Raw genomic sequence first — 26362 nt, 5'->3', positions numbered from 1 at the left:
TATTACTTTTATGATAGATATTTGGCAAGAAATATACGGAACGATCAGGCGAAACAAACTGCGTACTTTTCTCACAGGCTTTGCAGTGGCATGGGGGATTTTTATGCTGATTGTGCTGCTGGGTGCAGGCAATGGTCTTATCCATGCATTCGAAGCTTCTTCTTCGGACATGGCAATGAATTCCATCAAGATATTCCCGGGTCGTACCAGTAAATCATACGATGGTTTAAAAGAAGGCAGAAGAATCAGACTCAACAATGAAGATGTGGACATCACTGCTAAAAACTTCCGTAAAAACGTAATCACAGCAGGTGCTACCGTTGAACAGGGAAGTGTAAACATCAGTCATGGAAAGGAGTATGTGAATGTAACCTTGAACGGTGTTTACCCTGATTATACAGAGGTAGAAAGAGTTAAATCGGCCGGCGGTCGATTCATAAATCACATTGACATTCAGGAAAGAAGAAAAGTGATTGTTATCAATAAGAAAACAGCCGATATTCTATTTCCTCGAGGACAGCAAGCAATGGGACAGTTCATAAACGGCAACGGAACTGCTTATCAGATAGTAGGTTTATATGAAAATAAAGAAGATCGAGACACCCGTGAAGCGTATGTACCTTTCACTACTTTACAACTTATATATAACAAAGGCGATACCCTGAACGATATTATTTTCACGACCAAAGAGCTAAACACGGAAGAGGCTAACGAAACATTCGAAAAAGATTATAGAAAGGCAATTGGAGCACACCACCGTTTTGACGCTACAGACGACGGTGCTATTTGGATATGGAATCGCTTTACGCAATACCTGCAACAACAAAAGGGAATGAACATTCTGCGTACCGCTATCTGGATCATTGGTATTTTTACATTGCTCAGCGGTATTGTTGGAGTAAGTAATATTATGCTTATTACTGTAAAAGAGCGCACTAGGGAATTTGGAATTCGAAAAGCTCTAGGGGCTAAACCATCTTCTATCTTATGGCTCATCATCATTGAGAGTGTTGTTATTACAACTCTGTTCGGATACATTGGCATGGTGGCGGGTATCGGAGCAACCGAATATATGAATATGGTAGCAGGAAGTCAGACCATGGATACAGGAATGTGGACTGAAACTGTATTTCTAGATCCCACCGTTGACGTAAAGATTGCTATTCAAGCAACTCTGACACTTATCATAGCCGGTACTCTTGCCGGATTTTTCCCGGCAAAGAAAGCAGTCAGCATAAGCCCCATTGAGGCGTTAAGAGCTGAATAAACATGTAATAACAAACAATTCTGAATAGTTATGAAATATGATATAGATACGTGGGAGGAGATCTTTCTCACCATTACCCGAAACAAAACCCGAAGCTTATTAACAGCCTTCGGGGTATTCTGGGGCATTTTCATGCTTATCGCATTGATTGGCGGTGGAAACGGAATGCAAGACATGATGAAGGCTAACTTCGAAGGATTTGCAACCAACTCGTGTTTTGTTTGGCCCCAACAAACCGGAGAGGCTTACAAAGGTTTCCGAAAAGGCCGCTGGTGGAGCATGGACAATAATGATGTATTACGATTACGTCGTGAAGTAGAAGGAATAGAAGTCATAACTCCGACCATCAACAAATGGGGAGCCTCTGCAGTGTACGGCGACAAGAGCAGCTCGTGCATTGTCAAAGGATTATACCCGGAATATGACAAGATCGAAGTGCAAGAGATGTTATACGGACGTTTTATAAATGATGTTGACATTGCTGAAGGACGCAAGGTCTGTACCATTGGTAAACGTATATTCGAAGAACTGTTTCCTAAAAAAGAGAATCCGTGCGGACAGTATGTGCGGGTAAACGGTATTTATTACCGAATCATAGGCGTTTGTGTTTCAGAAGGGAATATTAATATCAACGGACGTGCATCCGAAAGTGTAGTTTTGCCCTTTACAACCATGCAGCAAGCTTATAATTTCGGTAAAAACATAGATATGGCTTGTATTACAGCTAAACCCGGAGTGAAAATAACTGATTTGCAAGACCAAGTTGAGAAAATTATAAAAGAAGCACATTATATCAATCCCGATGACAAACAGGCAGTAATGCTATTAAATGCTGAAGCGATGTTTTCCATGATTGATAATTTATTTGCAGGAATTCGCATGTTAATCTGGATGGTTGGTCTCGGTACATTGTTAGCAGGTGCTATTGGGGTAAGTAATATCATGATGGTGACAGTTAAAGAACGTACTACTGAAATAGGAATCCGCCGTGCGATAGGCGCTCGTCCTAAAGACATACTTCAGCAAATTTTGTCTGAGAGTATGGTGCTCACTTCTATTGCAGGAATGGCGGGTATATCATTTGGTGTACTGGTATTACAGGTAGCCGAAATTGGGATTAACGCTTCCGGTGAAAATCATGCGCATTTCCAGATTAGTTTCTGGTTGGCCATCGGAACCTGCTTACTATTACTCACTTTAGGCATGCTTGCCGGACTAGCGCCTGCATACCGGGCCATGTCAATCAAACCGATTGAAGCCATACGTGATGAATAACATAAGACCTTAAAAACGAAGCAAAACAGGCGTTTATGTTTGCACAAACAATGAAAAATAATTAATAGAATAAGTACAATGAAAAAGTATGTAAAAATTGCATTAGTAGTGGTGGTAGCAGCCATCTTCGTGGGAACATTTGCTTTTTTGTATAGCAAATCAAAACCCCAAATCAAACAATATGAAATTGTGACTCCCGAGATAACTGATTTGGAGAAGACAACAGTTGCCACGGGAAAGGTTGAACCACGTGATGAAATCCTTATTAAACCACAGATTTCGGGTATTGTTGATGAAGTGTACAAAGAAGCCGGACAAACAGTAAAGAAGGGTGAAGTCATAGCTAAAGTAAAAGTCATACCGGAACTGGGACAGTTAAACAGTGCTGAAAACCGTTTACGCCTTGCCGAAATTAACTCTAAACAAGCTGAGACGGAATTTGCCCGTATGAAAAAACTGTATCAGGACAAACTGATCAGCAAAGAAGAATATGAGAAAAGCGAAGTAAGTGTTAAGCAGGCCAGGGAAGAGAAAGCCACTTCCAAAGATGCTCTCGACATCATTAAGGAAGGTATCACAAAGAAAAGTGCTTCTTATAGCAATACAATGATTCGTTCTACCATTGACGGCCTTATATTAGACGTTCCCGTGAAAGCAGGTAATTCAGTGATTATGAGTAACACATTCAACGACGGTACTACCATTGCAACAGTTGCCAATATGAATGACCTCATTTTCCGTGGTAACATTGATGAAACGGAAGTAGGACGTATTCACGAAGGCATGCCTATCAAGCTGACGATCGGTGCTTTACAGAACCTGACCTTTGATGCTACATTAGAATATATCTCTCCTAAAGGAGTTGAACAGAACGGTGCCAATCAATTCGAAATTAAAGCAGCAATTAAGGTTCCCGATTCTGTTAATATCCGGTCAGGCTACTCAGCCAATGCAGAGATTGTACTCGACAAAGCATCAAAAGTTCTTGCTATACCCGAAAGCACAATTGAATTCAGTGGCGACAGCACATTTGTATGGGTGCTAACAGACAGTGTGCCTGAACAGAAGTTCATCCGCCGTCAAGTTACTACCGGTTTGAGTAACGGTATCAAACTGGAGATCAAGAAAGGTTTGACAATGAAAGAAAAAGTACGCGGTGCGGAGAAAACCGACAAGAAGAAATAAAAGCAAAAGGAACAGAATATGAAGAAAAAAATAATAACTCTTTGGATGGCTGTCGGTGTAATACCATTAGGTAGCATGGCGCAAGAGAGCTGGACACTCCGCCAATGCATCGACTACGCCATCAGCCACAACATCAGCGTGAAACAAAGCGAGAACGCAGCTGAACAGAGCAATGTGGATGTAAACACTGCCAAATGGGCTCGTTTACCGAATCTGAACGCCGGAGCAGAGCAAAGTTTTAATTGGGGACGTACCAGCAGACCGGTACAAGATACCGTCACAAAGGTATATAGCAGCGTATATGAAAATGCTAGTAGTAGAGGAACTAATTTTTCATTAAGCACCAACGTACCGTTGTTTACAGGTTTCAGTATACCCAACCAATATACTTTAGCCAAGTTAAACCTAAAAGCAGCCACTGCTGACTTAGAAAAAGCGAAGGAAGATTTAGCTGTAAATGTAGCATCTGCCTATGTACAAGTTTTGTATAATCAAGAGCTAAGTAAGGTTGCAGAAGAACAAGTGCTATTAAGCAAAGAGCAACTTTCACGCATTGAGAAAATGAATGAAGTAGGAAAAGCATCTCCGGCAGAGGTTGCAGAAGCCAGATCTAGAGTGGCACAAGACCAGATGAGCGCTGTACAAGCAAAAAACAATTACCAGCTATCACTTCTGGAGTTAACCCAATTACTTGAACTTTCCACCATGGAAGGTTTCAGTATTGCTGCGCCCGATGTGCAACCAAAGTTTGAGGTATTAACACCTCCAGATGAGATTTTTCTCACAGCAGCTAGTAATAAGCCCAGTGTAATGGCAGCTCAGTACCGGTTGGAAGGAAGCAAAAACAATATAAAGATTGCTCAAAGCGGATACTATCCCAAACTATCGTTAAACGGGAGTTTAGGTACAAACTATTATTCAACCATAACAAGCAGCTTCAGCAAGCAGATGGAAGATAATTTCAGCAAATATATCGGACTTAGCCTAAACATTCCTTTATTTGATCGTTTCGAGACTCGCAACAGGGTACGCGCAGCCAGGCTGCAACAACAGAATTATTCTTTGCAACTGGACAATGCAAAAAAAGTGCTTTACAAAGAAATTCAGCAGGCATGGTATAATGCTTTGGCTGCAGAAAGCAAATATCAATCCAGTGATGTAGCCGTTTCTGCTAATGAAGAAGCATTCAAGCTGATGACACAAAAGTTTGAGAACGGCAAAGCCACTGCCATTGAATTTAATGAGTCAAAACTAAACTTAATGAAGTCTGTATCTGATCGTATACAAGCCAAGTACGAATATATGTTCCGTACTAAAATACTTGATTTCTACAAAGGAAAACCAATCGAGTAACAGTTTCTATAAATTAAATGTGTGTCAATTAGTAACCGGCGATCGATAGAATTTATCATCGCCGGTTTTTTATTTCACATGAGGCCTCTGCTAAAATGAAAATAAGTAAATTTGTACCGCTTTGAAGAAACAATAAAAAAGAAATGAATACTGCACTCAAGAAAAAATTGATAAAAACCATTGGAATAATTTCCGTGCTACTTGTTTTAACTGTATGCGGATTATACATAGCAAGAAACAGTCTGCTCAAAATATCAATGGATAGAAGAATTGCCAAAGCCAAAAGAGAACAAGGTCTTTCCATCAGCTATCAATCACTTGAGTTAAAGGGGGTATCGCATATAGAAATGAATGGACTGACAATCATTCCTGAGCAGCGCGACACGCTACTCCAGCTGCAAACACTCCGTTTGGAGTTTAACTTCTGGAAGCTTTTCGGCGGACACCTGGAAGTACAAGATGTACAACTCGACAAATTGAAGATCCAACTCATCAAAAGAGATTCCATTGCCAATTATGACTTTCTCTTCCAGAAAGAGAAAAAAGAAACTCCTTCAAAAAAAGAAGAATACAATTATGCCAAACAAGCTGATGAATTATTGGAATTAGTATTCGATTTATTACCCGAAAACGGAGAGATACGTCATCTGTCAGTCACTCATCAGCGCGATACAAACCTTATTGAGGTAAAAGTGCCACTACTGACAATCAAGAACAATCAGTTTTCATCAGAAATCACTGTTCGAGAAGAGAACCAGTACCAGCGATGGACAACCCGCGGAGAACTGAATCGTTCAAGCCATACCATAAAAGCTGAATTATACAGTCAAAAGAAACAGAAAGTATACTTACCTTATCTAAAGAAGCATTTTGAAGCAGAAGTCATGTTTGATTCGCTCTCCTATAGCCTTACCAAAACCAACATCGGTAGTGGTCAGATTGCATTAAGCGGAGTTGCTGCCATTACAGGGTTGCAAGTTTTGCACCACGCATTATCTCCCGATAGGATCAATCTTGACAGAGGCAAATTCAGCTATCACATCCACATGGGGAGCAATTTCGCAGAGCTTGACAGTAGTAGCCATGTACAGTTCAACAAATTAGAGTTTCATCCTTATTTATATATAGAAAAGAAACACGACAAGTGGCATATCAAATCCACCATTAACAAACCGTGGTTCCCTGCAAACGAGCTATTCGGTTCACTTCCCAAAGGGCTGTTCAGCAATTTAGAAGGAATACAGACCAAAGGAATGTTATCTTATCATTTCTTGTTCGATCTTGATTTCTCACAATTAGACAGTTTAAAACTAGAATCCGAATTAAATCACAAGGATTTTCATATCATAAAATACGGAGCTACCAACCTGGCAAAAATGTCGGAAGAATTTAGTTATACAGCCTACGAAAAGGAACAACCTGTAAAAACATTCAATGTAGGTCCTTCTTATGAACATTTTACTCCGCTCGATAGTATATCACCTCTGCTACAGATGTCTGTGCTACAAAGTGAGGACGGAGCATTTTTCTATCACAAAGGTTTTTTACCTGACGCACTACGCGAAGCACTGATATATGATTTGAAAGTCAAACGCTTTGCACGTGGAGGCAGTACAATCACCATGCAACTGGTAAAAAACGTATTCTTAAATCGCAAAAAGAATATTGCCCGCAAGCTTGAAGAAGCCCTTATTGTCTGGTTGATTGAAACAAAGTGTCTCACCTCTAAACAGCGTATGTATGAAGTATACCTCAATATAGCAGAATGGGGACCCATGGTATACGGCATCTATGAAGCCGCCGACTATTACTTCAGCAAACGTCCTTCGGAATTAACCACAGAAGAAAGTATTTTTTTAGCCTCTATCATACCCAAACCGAAACATTATAAAAGCTCCTTTACTACCGAAGGTCAGTTAAAAGACTATATGAAAGGTTACTACCATCTGATAGCCAATCGTTTAAAGGTAAAAGGACTTATCAGCGAGTTAGATGCCGATAGCATCAAGCCCGAAATCACTATCAAAGGAGCGGCATTGAACCATCTTAGAGCGAAACACGACAGCATACAGACTGTTCCTGTTGAATAGAAAACAAACATCTATCACTTAATATAGGTATTTTGAACTTCATTATGATTATTTGTGGTTATTGTGGGCGGCAATAGGTGTATCTACCTTTGCCGCATCATATTTAACCAAGTTTGAAACACGTAAACATTTAATCGATGAAGCAAAAATCAGGATTCGCTAAACGGCTTTGGTTGTTAGCGCTTATAACACTATGCAGTGCTACTTACATGTATGCCCAAACAGGCAAGATAACAGGGAAAGTCGTATCACAAGACGATGGATCACCAGTGGATGCAGTGGCTGTTAGTATTAAAGGGAAAAGTACCGGGAGTTACACCAATGAAAAAGGAGAATTTTCCTTTAACGCCAACCCGGGTAACTATATTATCCTCTTCTCGTACATGGGAAGTAAACCGATAGAGAAAGCAGTTAATCTGGCCTCAAATCAAACAGCTAACCTAGGTACTATAAGAATAGATGTATCTGCACAAATGCTTGAAGAAGTTGTTGTTGACGGAATGATAAAGAAGTTTGCACAAAAGAAATCAGACTTCGTAGCCAGAATGCCTATAAAAAATCTGGAAAATCCACAAGCATATACCGTTGTACCTAAAGAGCTGTTTACCGAACAAGTGGCCGTTGATTTTCAAAGCGCACTTATGTCATCACCAGGAGTTGGGAATGTCTCACAAGGGCCCGGTTCTGGCGGAATCGGTTTGGGTATTCGCATGCGCGGCTTTTCAAGTTTGAATGGTGCCGGAGCCATCAGAAACGGTATGGCTACCAATTTTGTTTCGTTATCAGATCCGGCAAACCTTGAAAGCCTCGAAATCATCAAAGGACCTTCAGCTACTTTGTTCGGGTCAACACTCATATCATACGGAGGCCTAGTTAATCGTGTCACTAAAAAAGCATTTGCCGGCAAGGCAGGTGAAGCAGGATTAACAACCGGCGCAGGTGGTTTGGGGCGCTTAACTTTTGATTATAACACACCATTGAATGATGATAAAACGTTCATGGTACGCTTAAACACTGCAATACATAGAGAAAAGAGCTTCCAAGACTATGGAATTAATCGTTCCATTATGATTGCTCCCACGTTCACATACATTGTAAACGACAAACTAACCGTAGATGTAGATTTTGAATATTTCCAGACTGAAAGAACAGCAACATACGTAAGAGTTGGATCTGCTGCAGGTATCACCAATATTGATCAACTGAATTGGGACTTCAAGAAATCATATACATCAAACGAATTGTTGTGTGAATCTAAAGTATTCAATGTTTTTGGTAAGGCAACTTATAAATTATCAGATAGCTGGACTTCTCAAACTCAGTATTCATATGCTAATACGGAAAACAATGCCAACTATCTGTTCCTTACAGTGAATAAGAAAGACACCATTACTCCAAGCATCATGAATATTCCAAGCACATTTACAACCAATCAGGTACAGCAAAATTTCATTGGTGATTTTAAGATAGGCAACATCCGCAATCGTCTTCTGTTGGGCGTTGATTATACACAACTAGTCAACACAAACGATAGAGCTACGGTAGCTTACAGCAATATTCCTGTTAGCGGCACTTTTGCCATTAACATTTACAAATATCAGCAATCATTGGCTAGTGCAAAACGTGCCCAAGCCCTACGTTCAGAACGGACAGTCAGCGCCTACGCCTCCGATGTAGTTAACCTTTCGGACCGTTTTACATTCATGGCAAGCTTGAGGGTAGACAGATTTCATGATGTAGCCAATGATTATACTCAAACGACGCTCTCCCCTAAAATGGGACTCGTATATCAACTCCTCAAAGATAAAGTTTCCGTTTTCGGTAATTTTATGGATGGTTTCCAAAACGTAGCCCCTGCTTTATCAGAAGATAACCCCGATAAGCCAACTAGCTTTAAGCCCGAGCACGCGAATCAATGGGAAGGTGGTTTGAAAGTTGAACTGTTTGATGGCAAATTGAATGGAACACTAAGCTATTACGACATAAACGTGAAAGACAGAGTCCGAACCGTTGCAGGAACCGATGGAGTAACATACAGCATTCAGGACGGAACTCAAAGAAGTAAAGGTTTTGAAGCGGATCTTATAGCCAATCCTATCAAAGGCATGCACATTATTTTAGGATATGGATACAATGACAGCAAATACACAAAAGGAGATCCGTCTATTGTAGGTAAGCATCCTTACGCAATACCTCATCATATCGCCAACTTCTGGGTGAGTCACAAATTCCAGCATGGTGTGATAAATGGTTTCGGATTAGGATTAGGTGGTAACTACTCGAGTGATCATTTTCTTGACTCTGACAACAAGATAACTGTACCGGGATATTTCAAACTTGATGCAACAGCATTCTATGAACAAACCAAGTATCGTATCAGTCTTAAACTGAATAATTTAACTGATAAGGAATATTGGACATCGAGCTTTAATGCAACACCGCAAGCGACTCGTCAGTTTATTGCCAATGTAACTTATCGCTTCTAAATAACCAAACTCATACATTTTTACAAGGTGTGTCGATGAAATATTTATCGACACACTTTTTATTATCCTAAAAACAATGAAGCATATTTTATCTCTATTCATAGTTATCTTTCCTTTGCTCATTTCAGCACAAGAAAGTATTGTAATAGGTCACAAAGAAAAGCTGTATTCTGAAACATTAAACGAAGAGCGCAATTACTGGATTTATTTGCCTCCTTCTTATCAGAATAATAATTATGGTAAAGCCTCGTATCCGGTTATTTATCTACTTGACGGCGACACACATTTTATAACAGCTGTAGCTATCCAAAAAACATTCACTAGAGGAATGTACAACAACATGCCCGAATGTATTATTGTTGGCATACTCAACACCGATAGATCAAGAGATCTCACACCGTCAAAATCATCTTTCAAGCATAACGGCAAAGTTCTTTCTGAAAATAGCGGCGGTGCTAATCAGTTCAGCACTTTTATACAACAAGAACTTCGGCATCAAATTGATTCCCTCTACCGGACTAACGGATACAACATACTAATAGGACACTCTTTTGGCGGGCTATTTACCATAAACACTTTATTGGACCACCCTCTTTCTTTCAATGCATATATAGCTATTGATCCCAGTTTGTGGTGGAACAACAGTGAGACATATATAAAGGCTGAATCAAAATGGAAAGAGACCCAATTTTTAAATCGTTTTTTATATATAGCAATGGCCCAGGAAGACCAAGCAGAAGACAAACAGCAACATTCCAGTACCATTAAGCAATTTTGTACTCATTTGATAGATTCTAAACAGACAAACAATTTAACGGCAGCATGGAAATATTATGCCACCGAAAATCATGGAACGGTAATCATGCCGGGCATATTTTATGGATTGAAAACATTATTCGAAGGTATGGAACTACCGGTAAAAGAAATTCCAAACAACCCAAAACTAATAGAGGAACAATATAGAAAACTATCCCGGAAACTTCACTTTAACTTTATACCCGATGAAATATTAATAGAAAATCTTGCTAAATACGCTATATCAGTAGATCGTAAAGACAGTGCGTTAGAACTTTACGAGTATAACTGTAAGAACTATCCGGATAGTCATAACGCTCAAAAAAATAAATCCAAAATCACTTCACCACTAACGACTAAGTAATTGAAAGTACAAAAACAGAGAGCACCCTGATTTTCACAAACCGGGGTACTCTCTTGGCTTTGCTAAAATATTCAGTTAAGCCTCAATAAAAAATGCTCAAATTAAATTAGAGAGAATAGTTAAGTTAAGGGTAAGTGAACAATCAAAACGATTGTAGATTACCAACTATTTTTATTTACCTTAAAAAAAACTGTTATCTTCTTTCTGATCGTGAGCTCCGGCTATCTCTTTCGTTATCGGAGGAACTTCTTCTTGATGAATTACCTGCAGAACTACGGCTTTCACTTCTTGTATTCGAAGGTGCGGAGATACTGCGAGTCTCGTTATTACGACCGGAATTCTCAGTGCGAACGTTTGATGGAGCAGAAGGACGATTCATGTTTGCACGTCTGCCAGAAGAAGATGACTCACTTCTAACACCCTCACTCCTACCCTCATTAATGGAGGGACGACTATCAGACCGAGATTCAATTGTACGTCTGCTGGATTCACTGCGGACCTCTTTCACCGGAGTGAAGCGAATGGAACTACCGTTTGAACGTACCTCCGGAGCATTATGGCGTCGGCTGTTATCACGTTCCCGGTTCTCTGTTTCAATTCTTCTGCTATCCTCACGACGAACATTCTCGTTTCTGCGGCTATTATCATTCTCTGTACGGCCAGTTGTTACATTGGCACCTTCAATCCGAATTCGGTTCTCTACAGAAACGTTGTTTCTTCTTGATGAGTTACCCTTACGATTTGAATAAAGATCATCCATATTGCGGTGTTCAGGACGTCTGTGTGAATCAGAGCGGAAAGTAACCTTGCCAAAATCTGAACGTCTGTGTGAGTAATACACTCTGTCATTGCGTACACTATGAACTCCTACAAACACGTTATGATGGTAACGTCCACGATAGAAACTAACGTCGCCGTAATAAACCCTACAATGAGAACCCGTATAAGTATGATAATGAACCGGTAAGCCGAAATAGAACAAGGTTGGATTCGAGTAATTCAGATATATTCTGAAAGACCATCCACCGCGATCAGCGTAAATGGGGCGATAAAAATATTCCCGGCTCATAAAGCTACGATATTGCCAATCATTCAACACCCAGCGCAAGTCATCATTTCTTAAATCAAGATAGTAATAATAATCGTCGAGTGCCCATTCTTCACCTCGAGTAACATCATCCAAGATATTCCGGACAGCATACAAGAAGTCGAAGTTTATTTCATAAGCATCATTATACTGACGTGTATTGAGATTTAGCTCGTAAGCCATTTTATCTGTGAGAAAACGAGTTTCTTTGCGGACTCTGCTCGTGCTCATGGCCATACTTGTGCTGCTCATGGCAACCATTCCGATGGCAAATAAAGTAATCATCATTCGTTTCATAATTCAAGTCCTTTAGTGGTTTAACATATAGCGTCTATTCAATCTCTTAATCTTATGCAACAAAAATAGGGCAAGGAAATTCCCTGCCCTAGTGATTCTATCTATTCCTTTATAGGATTTTTCCTATTCTTAAAGGGGATTCTCCGCCAGCCCGGTTTCAGGCAAGCTTTAATCCGTTGTCAGTCAGCACAATCAAATGTTTCTTATACAAATCGCCAACTGCTTTTTTGAAGGTTTTCTTGCTCACACCAAAGATCTGATAGATATCATCGGCCGGAGTTTTATCGTTTAATTTCACTGCTCCTCCATGTTCCTTTATATAATCGAGTAAAGAAGATGCAAAATCATCTACTTTTGCAGCGCCCGGTTTTTGAAGAATCAAATCAATTTTCCCATCAGGACGCACTTGTTTCACAAAAGCTTTCAATGTCATTCCCGTGCGTAAAGACTGAAAAATTTCACTATCATATAATAAGCCGGGGAACTGTTGATCAATAATTGCTTTGAAGCCCAGATCCGTTTTCTGCCAAATCAAAATATCCACTTCTGCGCCCGCCTGATATGTAGGTGTTTCTTTAGACAGATAACGTTCAATTTTGGCAGAAGCAACGATTCGATAACTTTCCTCATCAATATGAGCATGAACCACATAGCTCTTGCCAACCTGCATTTTCATCTTCTGTTCCCTGAAAGGCACAAACAAATCTTTCATGAGTCCCCAGTTAAGAAATGCTCCGAACTCATTGACCCATGCCACTTCCAGACAAGCGAATTCGCCTACTTGCACTAAGGGAGTAAGCGTAGTCGCAATTAGTCTCTCTTCATTATCCAGATACAAGAATACATTTAAGAGATCGCCCGGCACACAATTTTCTGGAACATAACGAGTGGGGAGTAATATTTCTCCTTCTTCCTTTCCGTCCAGATAAACGCCGAAATCTACAGTTTTAACCACCTCCAGGGTGTTGAATTTGCCTAACTCAATGCTCATACTTTTGTATATTAGTATGCAAAGATAGAGAAAAACAGCGTATATTTGCCCTTGGATAGATAGAAATGTATATACAACCCAAACAAGTCCGCATTAGGCAAACAAAAATGAAGAACTTTTGGTATCACACCATGGCCCTGATAACCGTTATTATATGGGGAACAACCTTTGTTTCCACAAAAATACTGTTACAGCAAGGCCTCAGTCCGACTGAAATATTGCTATATCGTTTCATCCTTGCTTATGTAAGTATATGGTTCTTTTGTCCGCGAAAAATATGGGCAGACACCAAACGCGATGAACTTTTATTGCTTGCTTCGGGCGTATGTGGAGGCTCCCTCTATTTCATTGCTGAGAATACAGCATTACAATACACATTGGCATCCAACGTATCACTTATTCTATGCACCACTCCTATACTAACCGCCTTTGTGTCTCGTGTTTGGGGTGATAAACAAAAGCTGAGGTCCCGACTTTATTACGGTTCTTTAGTGGCACTCATCGGCGTTGCACTGGTTGTCTTCAACGGCAATTTCATACTTAAGTTAAGTCCGGCCGGCGATCTGCTCACCATAGCGGCAGCATTGATGTGGGCTTTCTATGGAACGATACTAAAGAAACTAGATAGCAAATATGGTGTACTTTTCATTACCCGAAAAATATTCTTTTACGGCATTGTCACCATGTTGCCAGTCTTTGCATTTGATCCGTCACAACTACATGTAACAACTATAACAGATCCCATTGTATTAAGCAATCTCGTCTTTCTGGGACTCATTGCCTCTATGCTTTGTTACATTATGTGGAACCTCACAGTCAAACAACTGGGTGTGGTCCGAACAACCAACTACATCTACATCATTCCCCTTATCACCCTGGTAACCTCGGCTATGGTTATTGATGAAATAATTACTCCCGTAGCATTGGCCGGCTCCGTATTCATCCTTTTTGGAGTGTACTTCGCTGAACAGGGAGGCGATTTGCAGAAACAGCTGGCAAATATCCGAAGAAGAAAACAAAGGTTATAACAAGAAATTTGTGTTGCCATGAAATTACTTATAATAGAAGATGAACATGATTTATCACAAAGCATAGCCGATTTCCTGAAATCAGAAGATTATCTTTGTGAACAAGCATTCAATTATCAGGAGGCGCTGATGAAGCTTGATTTATATAGTTATGACTGCATTTTGCTCGATTTAATGTTACCGGGTGGAAATGGACTTGACATTCTACGTAAAATTAAAGACCAAAACAATCCGGCAGGTGTTATCATTATTTCAGCTAAAGATTCCTTAGATGATAAAGTACAGGGATTGAAAATAGGTGCCGATGATTACCTTGCCAAACCGTTCCATCTCCCTGAATTAAGTATGCGCATCTACGCATTGGTACGCCGACGACAATTTTCCGGAGGCAATGTGCTACACAGCAACGGCATAGAGATTGACCTGCTAAGTAAAGAAGTCACCGCTGGTAATAAATCGGTGATACTAACCAAGACAGAGTACGATTTACTTCTCTATTTCATTGGCAATAAAAACAAAGTAGTATCCAAAGGAGCGTTAGCCGAACATTTGAACGGAGACCTAGCCGATATGTTCGATAACTACGACTTCCTTTACTCGCACATTAAAAACTTGCGTGCCAAATTATTTGAGGCTACATCGTGTGACTATATCAAAACAATTTACGGAATCGGTTATAAATGGCCCGAATGAAAAGTTTACTATATAAAAGTCAACTACAGTTTATTCTGTGTACTGTGATCATATTCACATTAGCAACGCCGGTGTTTTATTTTCTCACCGAGCACTATTACGCAGAAGATTTAATTGAAATAACCAATGCTATCAAGCAGAACAAACCGTTACCTACACTCGATTTGGAAGAAGATGTACTTCAGGGAGTAATGTTACAGTTTCTTGTTATTTCTTTTATTCTCAGCATATCATCCATCTTCGTGATGTTCTTCATTTCAAGAAAGCTGTGGACACCCTTTGATGACACACTAAAGAAGATAGAACGATTTAATCTGGAAGGAGGAGCATTGCCTCAATTCTCAGAATCTGATATAAAAGAGTTTAAACGACTCAATAACTCACTGACACATCTCATAGAGAATAATTTAAAGAGTTACAGATTGCAAAAGGAATTCACAGAGAATGCCTCTCATGAATTACAGACCCCGCTTGCCGTCATACAATCCAAGCTGGATATGTTATTACAGCTTCCGGAACTAAATGAAAAACAATCTCAAATCGTTCAGTCGTTGTACACCGTATCCAAACGAATGTCGCATCTAAACAAAAATCTTTTATTGCTTTCTAAAATAGACAATAATCAATATGAGGAAAAAGCATCTGTAAACGTAACCACAACAGTGGACAATGTTCTTCAAACATTAAGCGCCATGACAGCTTCTCTGCGTATAAAAAAAATATACGAAGAGAAAGAAGTTTGCGTGCATGCCAATCGCTTCCTGTTAGAAAGTCTCATCAACAATCTGATCGTGAACGCTATCCGGCATAACATACCCGACGGAGAAATTAGTGTATCGGTTTCGCCGGATCGACTGATTGTGTCCAATAGTTCCAACGAAAAACCGATGAATGAAAACATTCTTTACAAACGGTTTCAAAGCAAAGCAGGGAAGCAGGAAAGTAACGGACTGGGACTGTCCATTGTCAAATCAATTTGTGACTACCACCACTGGAGAATCAACTATCGCCACGAGAACAACAAGCATGTTTTTATCGTTTCATTTGCGTGACATCTAAAGGCTCAAGCTACAATAAATACAATATTTCTACAAAAACATGTTTTTACTTTGTGCCTAAACAAAAAATAGGTTATGCTTGAATCAATTTTAAATTCAGACTCCAGATTATTGCTGTTTCTTAATCAATTTCATTCCCATTTTTGGGACCATTTCATGTGGTTAGTTGCTAATAAATGGACATGGATTCCTTTGTACATACTGATACTGTACATCATGCAAAGAGGGCAAGGATGGAAAAAAGCCGCCATTGCATTGGTGGCATTCGCACTAGTTATAGCATGTACGGATCAGTTGTGCGGCTCCGTATTAAGACCTTTTTTCCATCGGTACAGACCTTCGCAAGTGCAAAGCGGAATTTCCTCTCTATTACACTTGATTGACGGTTATAAAGGGGGTAAATACGGATTTCCCTCATGCCATGCCGCCAATTCTTTTGGACTGGCATTCTTTTTAGTTTTGTATTTCAAAAGTCGGATATTAAGTATTTTCATTATGGTATGGGCCGTATTAGTGTCCTATTCACGCATCTATATGGGAGTTCATTATCCGTCAGACATTGTTGTAGGAATGTTGGTGGGCTTTGCCGTTTCCACTCTTATTTACTTCACCTTGAAATGGCTGTATGCATCCAGACTTCAAATCGCTGCTCAATATAACATCATACATCCGTGTTGCACGCAACAGCACATGCTTTTTCTATCGTTTGGAGGCATACTCCTGATCTTCGCCATGCTGGTAACCTGCTTCTTCATTTAGAACGCATGAATAGTATACACCTCCCTTGAAATGTCTTTCCAAATGCTCATTCAAACGAGTATGTTCCATTTCTTTATTCTCTTAGTGAATAACAATTTCCTGCACAAACACCCCTTCATCAACGGCAGTGACGGTCAGCTTGCACTCTCGTTTCTTGTTATGAAGAGGCAACTTTACCATACGACTGGCATAATTAGACAACACATTCCGTTTCCACTCTTCACTACGTCCCTCGGTGTGGAAGTCAAGCTCAATGGGCTGTTCGTTGTCCAACTGCAAGCGATAGCGAACAACATTTCCGTTCGTGGGATGAACCGGTAACGTACGTATTTCCACCACTAACGAGTCGGCATTGGCCGTTTCAACCAAACAACTGATGTCCTTACCGGGCAACAACTCAGTACCGATGCACAAATCACTTTGAAAAACCAACTTCCCATTGGTGCGGGCAGTTAGCGGAGCATCAACGTATTCCTCTTTCACAGGAGCAAAAACAGGCAAGTTACGCGGTTGCCAACTCATAATGCCCTCCCACTTACCATCTTTCAAAGCATTGTATTTCTCCGTCAATGTCACAATGCGGTTAAACGCCTCCAGCGGTTTGTCCCAGTTAGCCAGACGATGGCGCGCCAACTGTGCACCCAACATCTTTTCATTCATGGCAGCCATAGCCGACAACGGATATTCCACCAACTGAAACCAAGCATCCAGTCTGGTTTGAGGAACCCGCTTTTCCAATCGGTTCATGGCATCAATCATCTCCCGGCATTGTGAAAGCCTTTCCGTGATTTCCTTTTCATTCATCGGAACATCACTCACCAATTTATATTTCGGGTCTTTCTCCTCCGTTCTGGTCCCGCCAAGAAATTCGGGACGAAGTTTGAACGAAAGATCATAATATGTTTCCCATAGCGGTAAGAGCTCCTTGCCTTCCATGCCCAACTGCTCTTCATACCAACGCGCCATGTAGGCACCGAGTTTGTCCTTCCCAAACCTACTGCCCTCCCAAGCCATATCAACAAACAAAGAGATGAGGTACTCGGCCGGTTTTATATCACCTACATTCAGCACCCATACCTTATCTACACCGTGGCGATAAGCACGCTGCATCTCAGCATGAATCAGTTCGGGGGGAGTAGTAGCCAGCCATAAATAATCGTGCGGTCGGCCCCAGTAACTGGCATGGTAATACATACCGTGACCACCCTTGCGGGTTCTCTCCTGCTCGGTTGGGAAATGGCGGATGTATCCATAATTGTCGTCGCACCAGATGAGAGTCACATCATCCGGAACCTGTAAGCCCGAGTGATAGCAATCCAGCACCTCTTTGTAAGGGATGAACTGCTGCGGAACCTTATCGACTTGCGCATTAACATGCATGGCGAGCAGATCACGTTGCACCTTCAACACATCCGTGAGCACCTTCACCTGTTCGGGTATGGTTTTAGCACCCTCCATAGCACTGTCGTGCACACCGCGCATGCCCAACGTATACAGACAATCCGATCCCGATAACTCTTTCACCCGTTCCTCCCAGAAATGAACAACCTGCTTTGCGTTCGTCACAAAATTATAATCACCTAGTCCGGCTTTTCTCCATTCACCATTGGTATTACGCATCATGGGTTCGCAATGCGAAGTACTAATCAAGATACCATATTTATCGGCCACCTCTTTATTGCCTTTGATCAGATAAAAAGGCACCGTGCATTCGTGCATAGCCGGCCAAAAGATATTAGCACGCAAACGAAGCAATAATTCAAAGATACGCTCGTGCGTATAAGGGCCTATCTCACCGTTTCGCGGAGTAGAATCCTCACCGTTTCGTTGTCTCATCTTAGGTTCGTAGTTATTGCTGCTCCACGGATTCAGACCCCAATCTTCGTCATTGATAAAGATTCCCCGATAAGCCACCGAAGGAACTTCCAACCTTTCAAAGTCGGCCTCAAGCTGAAACACCTCCCTCGGTGTCGGTTCACAATCAGCCCACCACTGCCACGGAGAAACTCCCATCATACGCACAAGAGTCATCAGCCCGTAGGCCGTTCCGCGTTTATCGCTACCCAACACAGCCAACCGGTATTTATTCCCCACGCCCAAAACCTTCAGCAGAAACCCCTCGTGCTTTCCTTGCAAACGATCCAAACAGATGCCTTGTTCGGCAGCCCAAGCTACAATTTCAGGATTGTCGATCGTTCCCACCACAATCCGCGCCTTTTTCAATGATTCCGTTCGAGGCGATGCCGCCAGCACTTTTACGTAATCTTGTCTGAACAAATTCAAGGCCGTTTGCACAACCAAGGCTTCGTTCTTATGGCAATAAAGGGTGACTGCATCATTTTTCGTGAGCAGAAATGCTTTAGCATCCTTCGCTTGCATCGCCGTGGCAAGGAAAAGTAAGTAGATGAAAATAAAAAGCTGTTTCATGTGTTTCTGGTATATCTGATTGAAAGCAAAAGTAATTGTTTAGGGCGGGATATTCAAATTTTATCATATATTTGCATTTAGTAAACTTAATAGAATGAAGCTATGATTACTAACAAACAGCTCCCATGTATCAAACGAATGAGTGCGATACTGATGCTCCTGCCTCTATGTCTCTCAGGCTATTCGCAGTTTTTGCGAACTTCTTATTTTATGGAAGGTGTTACCTATCGACTTCAACTCAATCCGGCTTTAACTCCCACTCGTGGATACTTCAATTTCCCGGTTGCAGGAGCCATCAATGCGGCTGCATCTTCTAATTCGCTGGGTTACAATGACATTGTTGATGTCATTGATAATTCGGACGATAACTTTTACTCCGATGAAAAATTCAGGAGTCGCTTGTCGGATCAGAATCGGATAAACGTAACGGCCCATACCGATATTTTGTCTTTCGGATGGTATAAGGGCAAGAATTTCTGGTCTGTCAATGTAGGTGCACGAGTGGATTTAGGGGCGGAGGTTCCCAAAAGTATGTTCGATTTCCTGCGTGACATGGATCAGCAAGATGCCGTTGACTATCAAAACATGGACTACCTGATAAAGCATGAAAATCTTGAAATTAACTCTTATACCGAGCTGGGACTGGGTTATGCCCGCCCCATTAACGAACGCTTAACCGTGGGAGGAAAATTCAAAATTCTGCTTGGCGCAGGCAATCTGAAGTTGCGGGTAAATGAAATTCAGGTTCGGTCGAGCATTAACGATGATCCCGATGTACCCTACACTTGGTTAAACAGCACCGCTTCCATTCGTGTTGATGCCAACCTTGAAAGTTCATATAAAGGAATGAAGCTGCGCGAAAACGAAGAAGGCTATATTGACGAATTCGACTTTAACGGCTTCGGCATTGCCGGTTACGGAGCGGCTGTTGATATGGGCGTATCTTATCGATTGCTTCCTAAGCTCACGTTTTCGGCTTCCGTACTCGATTTGGGATTTATTTCTTGGACAAAAGGGAGTACCAATTACGCCCGTTCTGAGACTAACAGAACGTACTATTACACTAATTATCATGAGTTTGAAGACATCGTGCAATCAGGCGATGTGCTTAATTATGACTTATTGGGACTTAAGATTGACGACTCTCAAAGCAAGTCGCGCACCACCTCTCTGCATTCAACGTTGGTATTTGGCGCAGAGTATAGTCTGCTGAACAATTGGTTGGTTTTGGGCGCTCTTTCAACAACACGAATGGTGGAACCGAAAACCCAAAGTGAGCTAACACTGTCGGCCAATATTCGTCCTCGAAACTGGTTTAACCTAGCTGCCAGTTATTCCATTATCCAGAGTGCCGGCAAATCATTTGGTTTAGCGATGAAGCTAGGCCCTTTGTTTGTGGGAACAGACTACATGTTTTTAGGATCGAACACCAAAAGTGTGAATGCATTTTTAGGGATTTCGTTTCCGCTAGGCAAGAAAAAAGCATCAGGAACTTAGCCCTTTCGGCCTACATAAAATGTATGAAATAAAGTATCACCAAGTATCACCAACCTTATAACAACTTGATAATCAGACCATTTCGCGTGACACTTGGCTAAAAAAAAGCCTCACCAAGTATCACCAAGTGTCACCAACTTTTTTGCAGCTATTTATTACAATTACATTTTAAAAACATAAGTAATAAAAAGACAAAATAGACACGTTTGTGCATTTAGTTTGATGGTGTACAAAACCCATATACACCCGGGTGTACAGAGCCTATACATGGGGGTGTACGTGATTTGTACATCCAGGTGTACACCACTTATAGACCCGGGTGTACACAAACATCGTTCACCTAGAAATTAAAATACATACAGTACGTTATTAATATGGATGTTATTCGTACAATACTCTTTTTTAGAGAGCAACAGAAAAGAGCAAATATTATGGTGTATTTTGTTTGATTATGACCATTTTCTTTATAACTTGCCGTCGTTTATCAGTAACATTACAAAACTCAAAACAAATTCTATAATCTGCTTATGAAAACAACGCTTTATCGGTTCTTTTGGACTTCTTATAAAAATAGACGCTCCCCGGCTTGCGCATAAGCCAACTACCAATATGCAGTTCAAAGGGGAAACCGACCGATACATTCCTTTACTTCACTACGCATTCAAAGATTGTCCTAGCTTGAATGCCCAAATAGATCAAGCCAAATTCAATCGAAAGGACCTCATAAATATCACTAAGAAATATCATGAAGAGATGTGTACCAGCCAAATGGACTGTATTGAATTTGAAACCCACGAAGCCAAACGCTCCATACAACTGGATGTAACTCCTTACATAGGCATTATACAATATAAGATACCATCTGGAAGTTCAATAGGGCTATACAGCTCACCCGATTTATCTTTTCTGGCGGGCGTCACATTTGCTATAACCAATAAACGTTGGATGAGTGCATTCAGCGGATGCTTCGATGTTTCGCTTTCGCGTATCACATCGTCTGCCCAATCACTAAATGAAGACAACTCGATCAATGTATTCAAGCACAGCGGAACAATGCTTTCGGGTAAACTGGGAATTCGCTATACTTACCCCAAAGGAATGATACGACCATTCGCCGAACTTGGAATAGATATCAGTAGCATACTCAATGGCAAAGAAAAACGAAACGAGCGAAGTGAGAAATGGATGGATGGTATATTTCCTGGATATTACGCAAATGCAGGGATAAACTTCAAACTTTCAAGAAAGAACAAACAGATGATATCTGTCCGTGCTCAATTCAAAAGTCTGAGAGACGTTGTGGAAAAATGCAGTTTCTTAGACGGTTGGTCTAGTGTGATAGGGTACACTTTTTAATAAAGAAATCAATATAGAGATAAAAAAATCCTCCGTAAACAGTTAGTTTACAGAGGACTAATCGTACTCGAAGCGGGACTTGAACCCGCACAGCTGCAATAGCCAAAGGATTTTAAGTCCTTCGTGTCTACCATTCCACCATTCGAGCAACAATTCAAAGATCATTGGAGCGAAAGACGGGACTCGAACCCGCGACCCTAACCTTGGCAAGGTTATGCTCTACCAACTGAGCTACTTTCGCGTTTTTTCAACGGGTGCAAAGATAATAGCTTTTACCGTATCTGCCAAACTTTTTTATACCAAAATTAGCAGGCAACAAACATTTATTAAGCAACACCCGTCTATCAGCCTCACTTTCAGAGGGTTTATTCTCCCGTAGCCAACAAAGCTTTCTCGGCCTCAGCCATGGAACAGAAGTTAAACCCTTCAATGACTTCCTGCATCAGCAAGTTAATGCGATCGTTGCAAAGGTTTCCTATGCTACCCTCGTGTGTGTGGTGCACCTCTTTGCTATGGGTAAACTTACCGGCCTCAATATCCAAGCCAACTTTCTTATATGCGTCACGAAAAGGCATTCCTTCGCGCGCCAGGCGGTTCACCTCTTCCACGCTAAAGATAAGCAGGTAACGATCATCATCCAGAATGTGCTCGTTGACTTTGATCTCATTCATGATGTAAGTAGTCATTCGCAAACAGTCCTTCAGCTCATCAAAAGCCGGGAGGAAGACTTCCTTAATAATCTGCAAATCGCGGAAATAACCCGATGGCAGGTTATTGGCAATCATCATAATCTGTTGCGGAAGTGATTGTATTTTATTGCATTTGGCTCGCGTAAGTTCAAATACATCGGGATTCTTTTTGTGGGGCATGATGCTGGATCCTGTGGTACATTCGTCGGGCAATTTAACGAAACCAAAGTTTTGGCTGTTAAACAAACAAGCATCGAAAGCCAATTTCGACAGGGTTCCGGCTATGCTGGCAAGTGCAAATGCCACGTTACGTTCCACCTTTCCGCGTCCCATCTGTGCATATACCACATTGTAATTCATAGAATCAAAACCCAACAGACCGGTGGTCAGGCTACGGTTTAGCGGGAAAGAGGAGCCATAGCCGGCAGCCGAACCCAACGGATTTCGGTTGCACATCTTAAAAGCCGCCTGAAGAAACATCATATCGTCCACCAAACTCTCGGCATAGGCACCAAACCAAAGACCAAAGGAAGAGGGCATGGCAATCTGAAGGTGGGTGTACCCCGGCATCAGTATGTTTTTAAACTTTTCGCTTTGATTGATGAGTACATAAAAGAGTTGCTCAGTGAGTTCGGCTACTTCTTTAAGCTGAGCACGGGTAAAAAGCTTCAGATCAAGCAGAACCTGATCGTTACGGGAGCGTCCGCTATGTATTTTCTTACCTACATCGCCCAAACTCCGAGTCAGCATCAATTCAACCTGCGAATGAACATCTTCAACTCCTTCTTCAATCACAAAATTGCCTTGTTCTACCTGAGCATGTATCTTTCTCAACTCAGTCAATAATTGTTTCAACTCATCTTCAGTGAGCAGGCCGATGCTTTGCAGCATGGTAATGTGCGCCATCGAGCCTAACACATCATGTTTGGCTAGATATAAGTCCATTTCACGGTCACGACCTACGGTAAATCGTTCAATTTCCTTGTTTACCTGAACTGATTTTTCCCAAAGTTTCTGCGCCATAGCTATGTTGATTAGTTGTTAATTACCTGTTGATTTCTTGTTAATACTGTATCATAGCCAACATGTCGGCCATCTTCTCAATGCCTTCTTGCAAAGGCTTTTGAACCATTGCTTTCATAAACGGATTGATATCAACACGGATGGTTAATTTCATTTTGCACCCCTGTTCAGAGTCGGGCACTAACTGAATCCACAAATTAAAAGGTAGTGGCGACTGTGTTGTTTCAAATTTAATACATTTGAACGGCTCGCGTTCTATAACTTGAAGGGTAATCTTACCAACCGGGTCCACGCTAAAGGTAAGCGTATCCGAGTCAAAGCTAATGTCTTTCACTTTGTCTTGAGGAATACGGTCTTTCATCGACTCCAGATTACTTAAATCGGATAACTTGGCATACACGCGTTCCTGACTGAAAGGTATCTGCTTCACGCTGCTTTCGAATTGACTCATTGCTTTTGTTGATTTAGGATGATAAAAAATAATTCAGACACTCTCGCGCCCGAATTACATATTTTATTCTTAGTTACGGGAATACTCCCGAAGTTCAATTATTTAGGCTCCCAATGAGAAGGGTCTTTGCGCCATTCTTCAAGCACAGCCACATCGGGTTCGTCAATATACTCCGTACGAAGAGCCGCTTCAATCACTGCTTCATAATTTGTCAAAGTAACCAAAGGAACCTTGGCATCTTTGAATGCTTTAACCGCTACATCAAATCCGTAAGTAAAAGCGGCAATCATTCCTATGACTTCACATCCGTCGCGACGAATTGCTTCAACCGCTTTAAGACTGCTACCTCCTGTTGAAATCAAATCTTCAACAACCACAACCTTCATTCCGGGTCGCAATTCTCCTTCAATCAAATTCTCCAACCCATGATCTTTGGGAGTTGAACGCACATAGACAAAAGGTAAGTTCAGTGCATCAGCAACCAAAGCCCCTTGCGGAATGGCACCGGTTGCCACGCCTGCTATAGCGTCTACCTGCCCAAAACGTTCAAGTATGAGGCGGGTAATTTCAATCTTAACAAAATTACGGAGAGAAGGATAAGAAAGCGTTTTACGGTTATCGCAGTAAAACGGAGATTTCCAACCTGAAGCCCACGTAAAAGGATTGGCGGGCTGTAGTTTAACTGCCTTGATCTTTAGCAATTTCTCTGCAAATAGTCTCTCTAACGTTTTCATAACTAATAGCTACTATAATTATATGGCACAAAAATAAGGAAACTCAATGAGAATGAAAAGAAGAATTCAAATATTTTTGGATAAAATACAGAAATCACTCAAAAAACTCATCATCTTGTTTGCCTACACACTGGTAAATATCTTTTAAATGAAAGCCTCTACTCAAAGCAAACCGTATGAGCTTGCCCTGTATTTGATACTCATTACCGCCTTTAATCGTTCTCTTTTTTTCGGCAATAAGATGGCGCAACATCGCTTTATATTCATCTTCATCAATCTGCAACAAATACTTCTGAATAATTTCATCATCTATTTTCTTCAGGGATAATGCCCTTGATATTTTCATTTTACCCCACTTGGCAAAGTTTATTTTATCGGCAACAAAAGCGCGGCAGTATCTGTCATCATCCACGTATCTTTCTGACTCTAGTTTTTGCAGTATCCGCCCAATGGCTTGTTCGTCGAGCGACCATTTTCTCAATTTCTCTTCTACTTCGTAACGGCAATGTTCGGCAGAAGAACAATAGAAAGCCACACGGCTCAAGGCTTCACTTTCCGTTATTGTTTTCATATACAGGCTTTAACAAATCTCTTATTGTTAAACATATCTTTTATTAAACGCACACGGCTGTAACCCATATCATTCAACATCTCACAAACCTCTTTACCGTAGGCTTGGTTTACCTCAAAATACAATTTGCCTTCGGAAGAGAGTAGAAAGAATCCGAGTTCTGCTATACAAGAATAGAATAACAGCGGATCATCATCGGGAACAAACAGTGCAGTAGCCGGTTCCCACTCCAGCACATTCGGATCCATTCCTGCTTTCTCGGACTCGGTTATATAAGGTGGATTGCTAACTATCACATCCAGATTAAGCATTTCCTCCAGATTGGCCGGAAATTTGTATTTCAAAATGTTTTGCTTTTCAAAACAAACAGATGCACCTAAGCGCTTGTTGTTCCGGCGGGCAACCTTCAAGGCTTCGGCCGAAATATCACAGGCCCTTACCTCACAATCAGGCAGTTTTTTAGACAATGAGATAGCAATGCAGCCGCTCCCGGTACCCATATCAAAAATCAACTTCGCTTTGGGGTTTTCCTTGGCAATGAGTTCAACAAGTTCTTCCGTTTCCGGACGGGGAATCAGTACATGTTGATTGACCTCAAAAGAATGACCGCAGAAGGGAGTATGCCCTACTATATACTGAATTGGTTCGTGATTGATTAATCTGTGAAGAATTGTTTCGAGCTCTTTCTGTTTATTTTCAGATAAATGAATATCTTTGCGAACATAAAAGTCGAGCTCACTGATTTCCAACAGGTCGCAACAGATTATTTTCGTCAGGCTTTTTAATTCGGCAGGCGGGAAATGACTCTCGAGCGTTTTTTTAATATACGAAAGAAGATGATTCATGCTTTAAATTTTTAGTGTGCAAAAGTACTAATTATATTGTT

21 protein-coding genes and 2 tRNA genes are annotated in these 26362 nt (G+C 41.1%); 13 read left to right on the top strand and 10 right to left on the bottom strand.

What is annotated here, in order from left to right:
* The first annotated feature begins 10 nt into the window (after nt 1–10).
* The 7 genes from C511_RS0102455 to C511_RS16035 all read left to right on the top strand — a co-directional run bounded on the left by C511_RS0102455 (nt 11) and on the right by C511_RS16035 (nt 10815).
* Nucleotides 11–1267, top strand: coding sequence for an ABC transporter permease (locus C511_RS0102455; protein WP_024995261.1), 1257 nt, complete (start codon nt 11–13; stop codon nt 1265–1267).
* Nucleotides 1268–1297: 30 nt separating this feature from the next.
* A complete protein-coding gene (locus C511_RS0102450) occupies nt 1298–2542 on the top strand; it encodes an ABC transporter permease (protein ID WP_027317730.1) in 1245 nt (414 codons plus the stop codon).
* Nucleotides 2543–2620: 78 nt separating this feature from the next.
* Nucleotides 2621–3727, top strand: a complete 1107-nt coding sequence (locus C511_RS0102445; RefSeq protein ID WP_024995262.1) for an efflux RND transporter periplasmic adaptor subunit — start codon at nt 2621–2623, stop codon at nt 3725–3727.
* Between the two features lie 18 nt (nt 3728–3745).
* A complete protein-coding gene (locus tag C511_RS0102440; protein WP_027317729.1) occupies nt 3746–5080 on the top strand; it encodes a TolC family protein in 1335 nt (444 codons plus the stop codon).
* A 143-nt stretch (nt 5081–5223) separates the two neighbouring features.
* Nucleotides 5224–7170, top strand: coding sequence for a transglycosylase domain-containing protein (locus tag C511_RS0102435; RefSeq protein ID WP_034781249.1), 1947 nt, complete (start codon nt 5224–5226; stop codon nt 7168–7170).
* Between the two features lie 137 nt (nt 7171–7307).
* Complete coding sequence (locus C511_RS0102430) at nt 7308–9656, top strand: TonB-dependent receptor (RefSeq protein WP_024995263.1); 2349 nt, start codon at nt 7308–7310, stop codon at nt 9654–9656.
* A gap of 76 nt (nt 9657–9732) precedes the next feature.
* The gene (locus C511_RS16035; RefSeq protein ID WP_024995264.1) at nt 9733–10815 is read left to right on the top strand and encodes an alpha/beta hydrolase; all 1083 of its coding nucleotides are present in this window, start codon (nt 9733–9735) and stop codon (nt 10813–10815) included.
* Between the two features lie 193 nt (nt 10816–11008).
* On the opposite strand, the gene C511_RS0102420 is transcribed toward C511_RS16035, so the two are convergent.
* Nucleotides 11009–12199, bottom strand: coding sequence for a hypothetical protein (locus tag C511_RS0102420; protein WP_024995265.1), 1191 nt, complete (start codon nt 12197–12199; stop codon nt 11009–11011).
* Nucleotides 12200–12356: 157 nt separating this feature from the next.
* On the bottom strand, nt 12357–13190 hold the full coding sequence (locus C511_RS0102415) for a CvfB family protein (RefSeq protein WP_024995266.1): 834 nt from the start codon (nt 13188–13190) through the stop codon (nt 12357–12359).
* A gap of 107 nt (nt 13191–13297) precedes the next feature.
* Here C511_RS0102415 and C511_RS0102410 point away from each other — a divergent pair, with 107 nt between their 5' ends.
* From C511_RS0102410 to C511_RS16030, 4 genes are all read left to right on the top strand, one after another.
* A complete protein-coding gene (locus C511_RS0102410; RefSeq protein WP_034781550.1) occupies nt 13298–14218 on the top strand; it encodes a DMT family transporter in 921 nt (306 codons plus the stop codon).
* A gap of 18 nt (nt 14219–14236) precedes the next feature.
* Nucleotides 14237–14911, top strand: coding sequence for a response regulator transcription factor (locus C511_RS0102405; RefSeq protein WP_024995268.1), 675 nt, complete (start codon nt 14237–14239; stop codon nt 14909–14911).
* The gene (locus C511_RS0102400) at nt 14908–15963 is read left to right on the top strand and encodes a sensor histidine kinase (protein ID WP_034781245.1); all 1056 of its coding nucleotides are present in this window, start codon (nt 14908–14910) and stop codon (nt 15961–15963) included. The genes C511_RS0102405 and C511_RS0102400 overlap by 4 nt, the downstream gene beginning before the upstream one ends.
* 81 nt (nt 15964–16044) lie before the next feature.
* Nucleotides 16045–16728: a phosphatase PAP2 family protein gene (locus tag C511_RS16030; RefSeq protein WP_024995270.1), complete on the top strand. Its 684-nt coding sequence runs from the start codon at nt 16045–16047 to the stop codon at nt 16726–16728.
* 81 nt (nt 16729–16809) lie between these two features.
* Here C511_RS16030 and C511_RS0102390 read toward each other — a convergent pair whose 3' ends face one another.
* Nucleotides 16810–19155, bottom strand: coding sequence for a glycosyl hydrolase 115 family protein (locus C511_RS0102390; RefSeq protein ID WP_024995271.1), 2346 nt, complete (start codon nt 19153–19155; stop codon nt 16810–16812).
* A 102-nt stretch (nt 19156–19257) separates the two neighbouring features.
* Between C511_RS0102390 and C511_RS0102385 the strand changes: the two genes are divergently transcribed.
* The gene (locus C511_RS0102385; RefSeq protein WP_024995272.1) at nt 19258–20652 is read left to right on the top strand and encodes a DUF5723 family protein; all 1395 of its coding nucleotides are present in this window, start codon (nt 19258–19260) and stop codon (nt 20650–20652) included.
* A 609-nt stretch (nt 20653–21261) separates the two neighbouring features.
* A complete protein-coding gene (locus C511_RS16025; protein WP_024995273.1) occupies nt 21262–22008 on the top strand; it encodes a hypothetical protein in 747 nt (248 codons plus the stop codon).
* A 64-nt stretch (nt 22009–22072) separates the two neighbouring features.
* On the opposite strand, the gene C511_RS0102375 is transcribed toward C511_RS16025, so the two are convergent.
* The 7 genes from C511_RS0102375 to prmC all read right to left on the bottom strand — a co-directional run bounded on the left by C511_RS0102375 (nt 22073) and on the right by prmC (nt 26321).
* Nucleotides 22073–22156: transfer RNA gene (locus C511_RS0102375), tRNA-Leu, on the bottom strand.
* A gap of 17 nt (nt 22157–22173) precedes the next feature.
* Nucleotides 22174–22249 (bottom strand) — tRNA-Gly (locus C511_RS0102370).
* Nucleotides 22250–22373: 124 nt separating this feature from the next.
* Nucleotides 22374–23720, bottom strand: coding sequence for an argininosuccinate lyase (gene argH, locus C511_RS0102365; RefSeq protein WP_024995274.1), 1347 nt, complete (start codon nt 23718–23720; stop codon nt 22374–22376).
* 40 nt (nt 23721–23760) lie between these two features.
* A complete protein-coding gene (locus C511_RS0102360; protein ID WP_024995275.1) occupies nt 23761–24171 on the bottom strand; it encodes an SRPBCC family protein in 411 nt (136 codons plus the stop codon).
* A gap of 98 nt (nt 24172–24269) precedes the next feature.
* Nucleotides 24270–24905 (bottom strand): orotate phosphoribosyltransferase, encoded by a 636-nt coding sequence (gene pyrE / locus C511_RS0102355; protein WP_027317727.1) that lies wholly within the window; start codon nt 24903–24905, stop codon nt 24270–24272.
* A gap of 94 nt (nt 24906–24999) precedes the next feature.
* Nucleotides 25000–25476 carry a regulatory protein RecX gene (locus C511_RS0102350; RefSeq protein WP_024995276.1) on the bottom strand — a complete coding sequence of 159 codons (477 nt, stop codon included), beginning with the start codon at nt 25474–25476 and terminating at the stop codon, nt 25000–25002.
* Entirely contained in the window at nt 25473–26321 is an 849-nt protein-coding gene (gene prmC / locus C511_RS0102345) for a peptide chain release factor N(5)-glutamine methyltransferase (protein ID WP_024995277.1), read from the bottom strand. The genes C511_RS0102350 and prmC overlap by 4 nt, the downstream gene beginning before the upstream one ends.
* Between the last annotated feature and the right edge of the window lie 41 nt (nt 26322–26362).

It is taken from the genome of Bacteroides graminisolvens DSM 19988 = JCM 15093 (genome assembly GCF_000428125.1).
GTDB classification, from domain to species: domain Bacteria; phylum Bacteroidota; class Bacteroidia; order Bacteroidales; family Bacteroidaceae; genus Bacteroides; species Bacteroides graminisolvens.
This window is presented reverse-complemented; position numbering and strand designations above follow the sequence as displayed.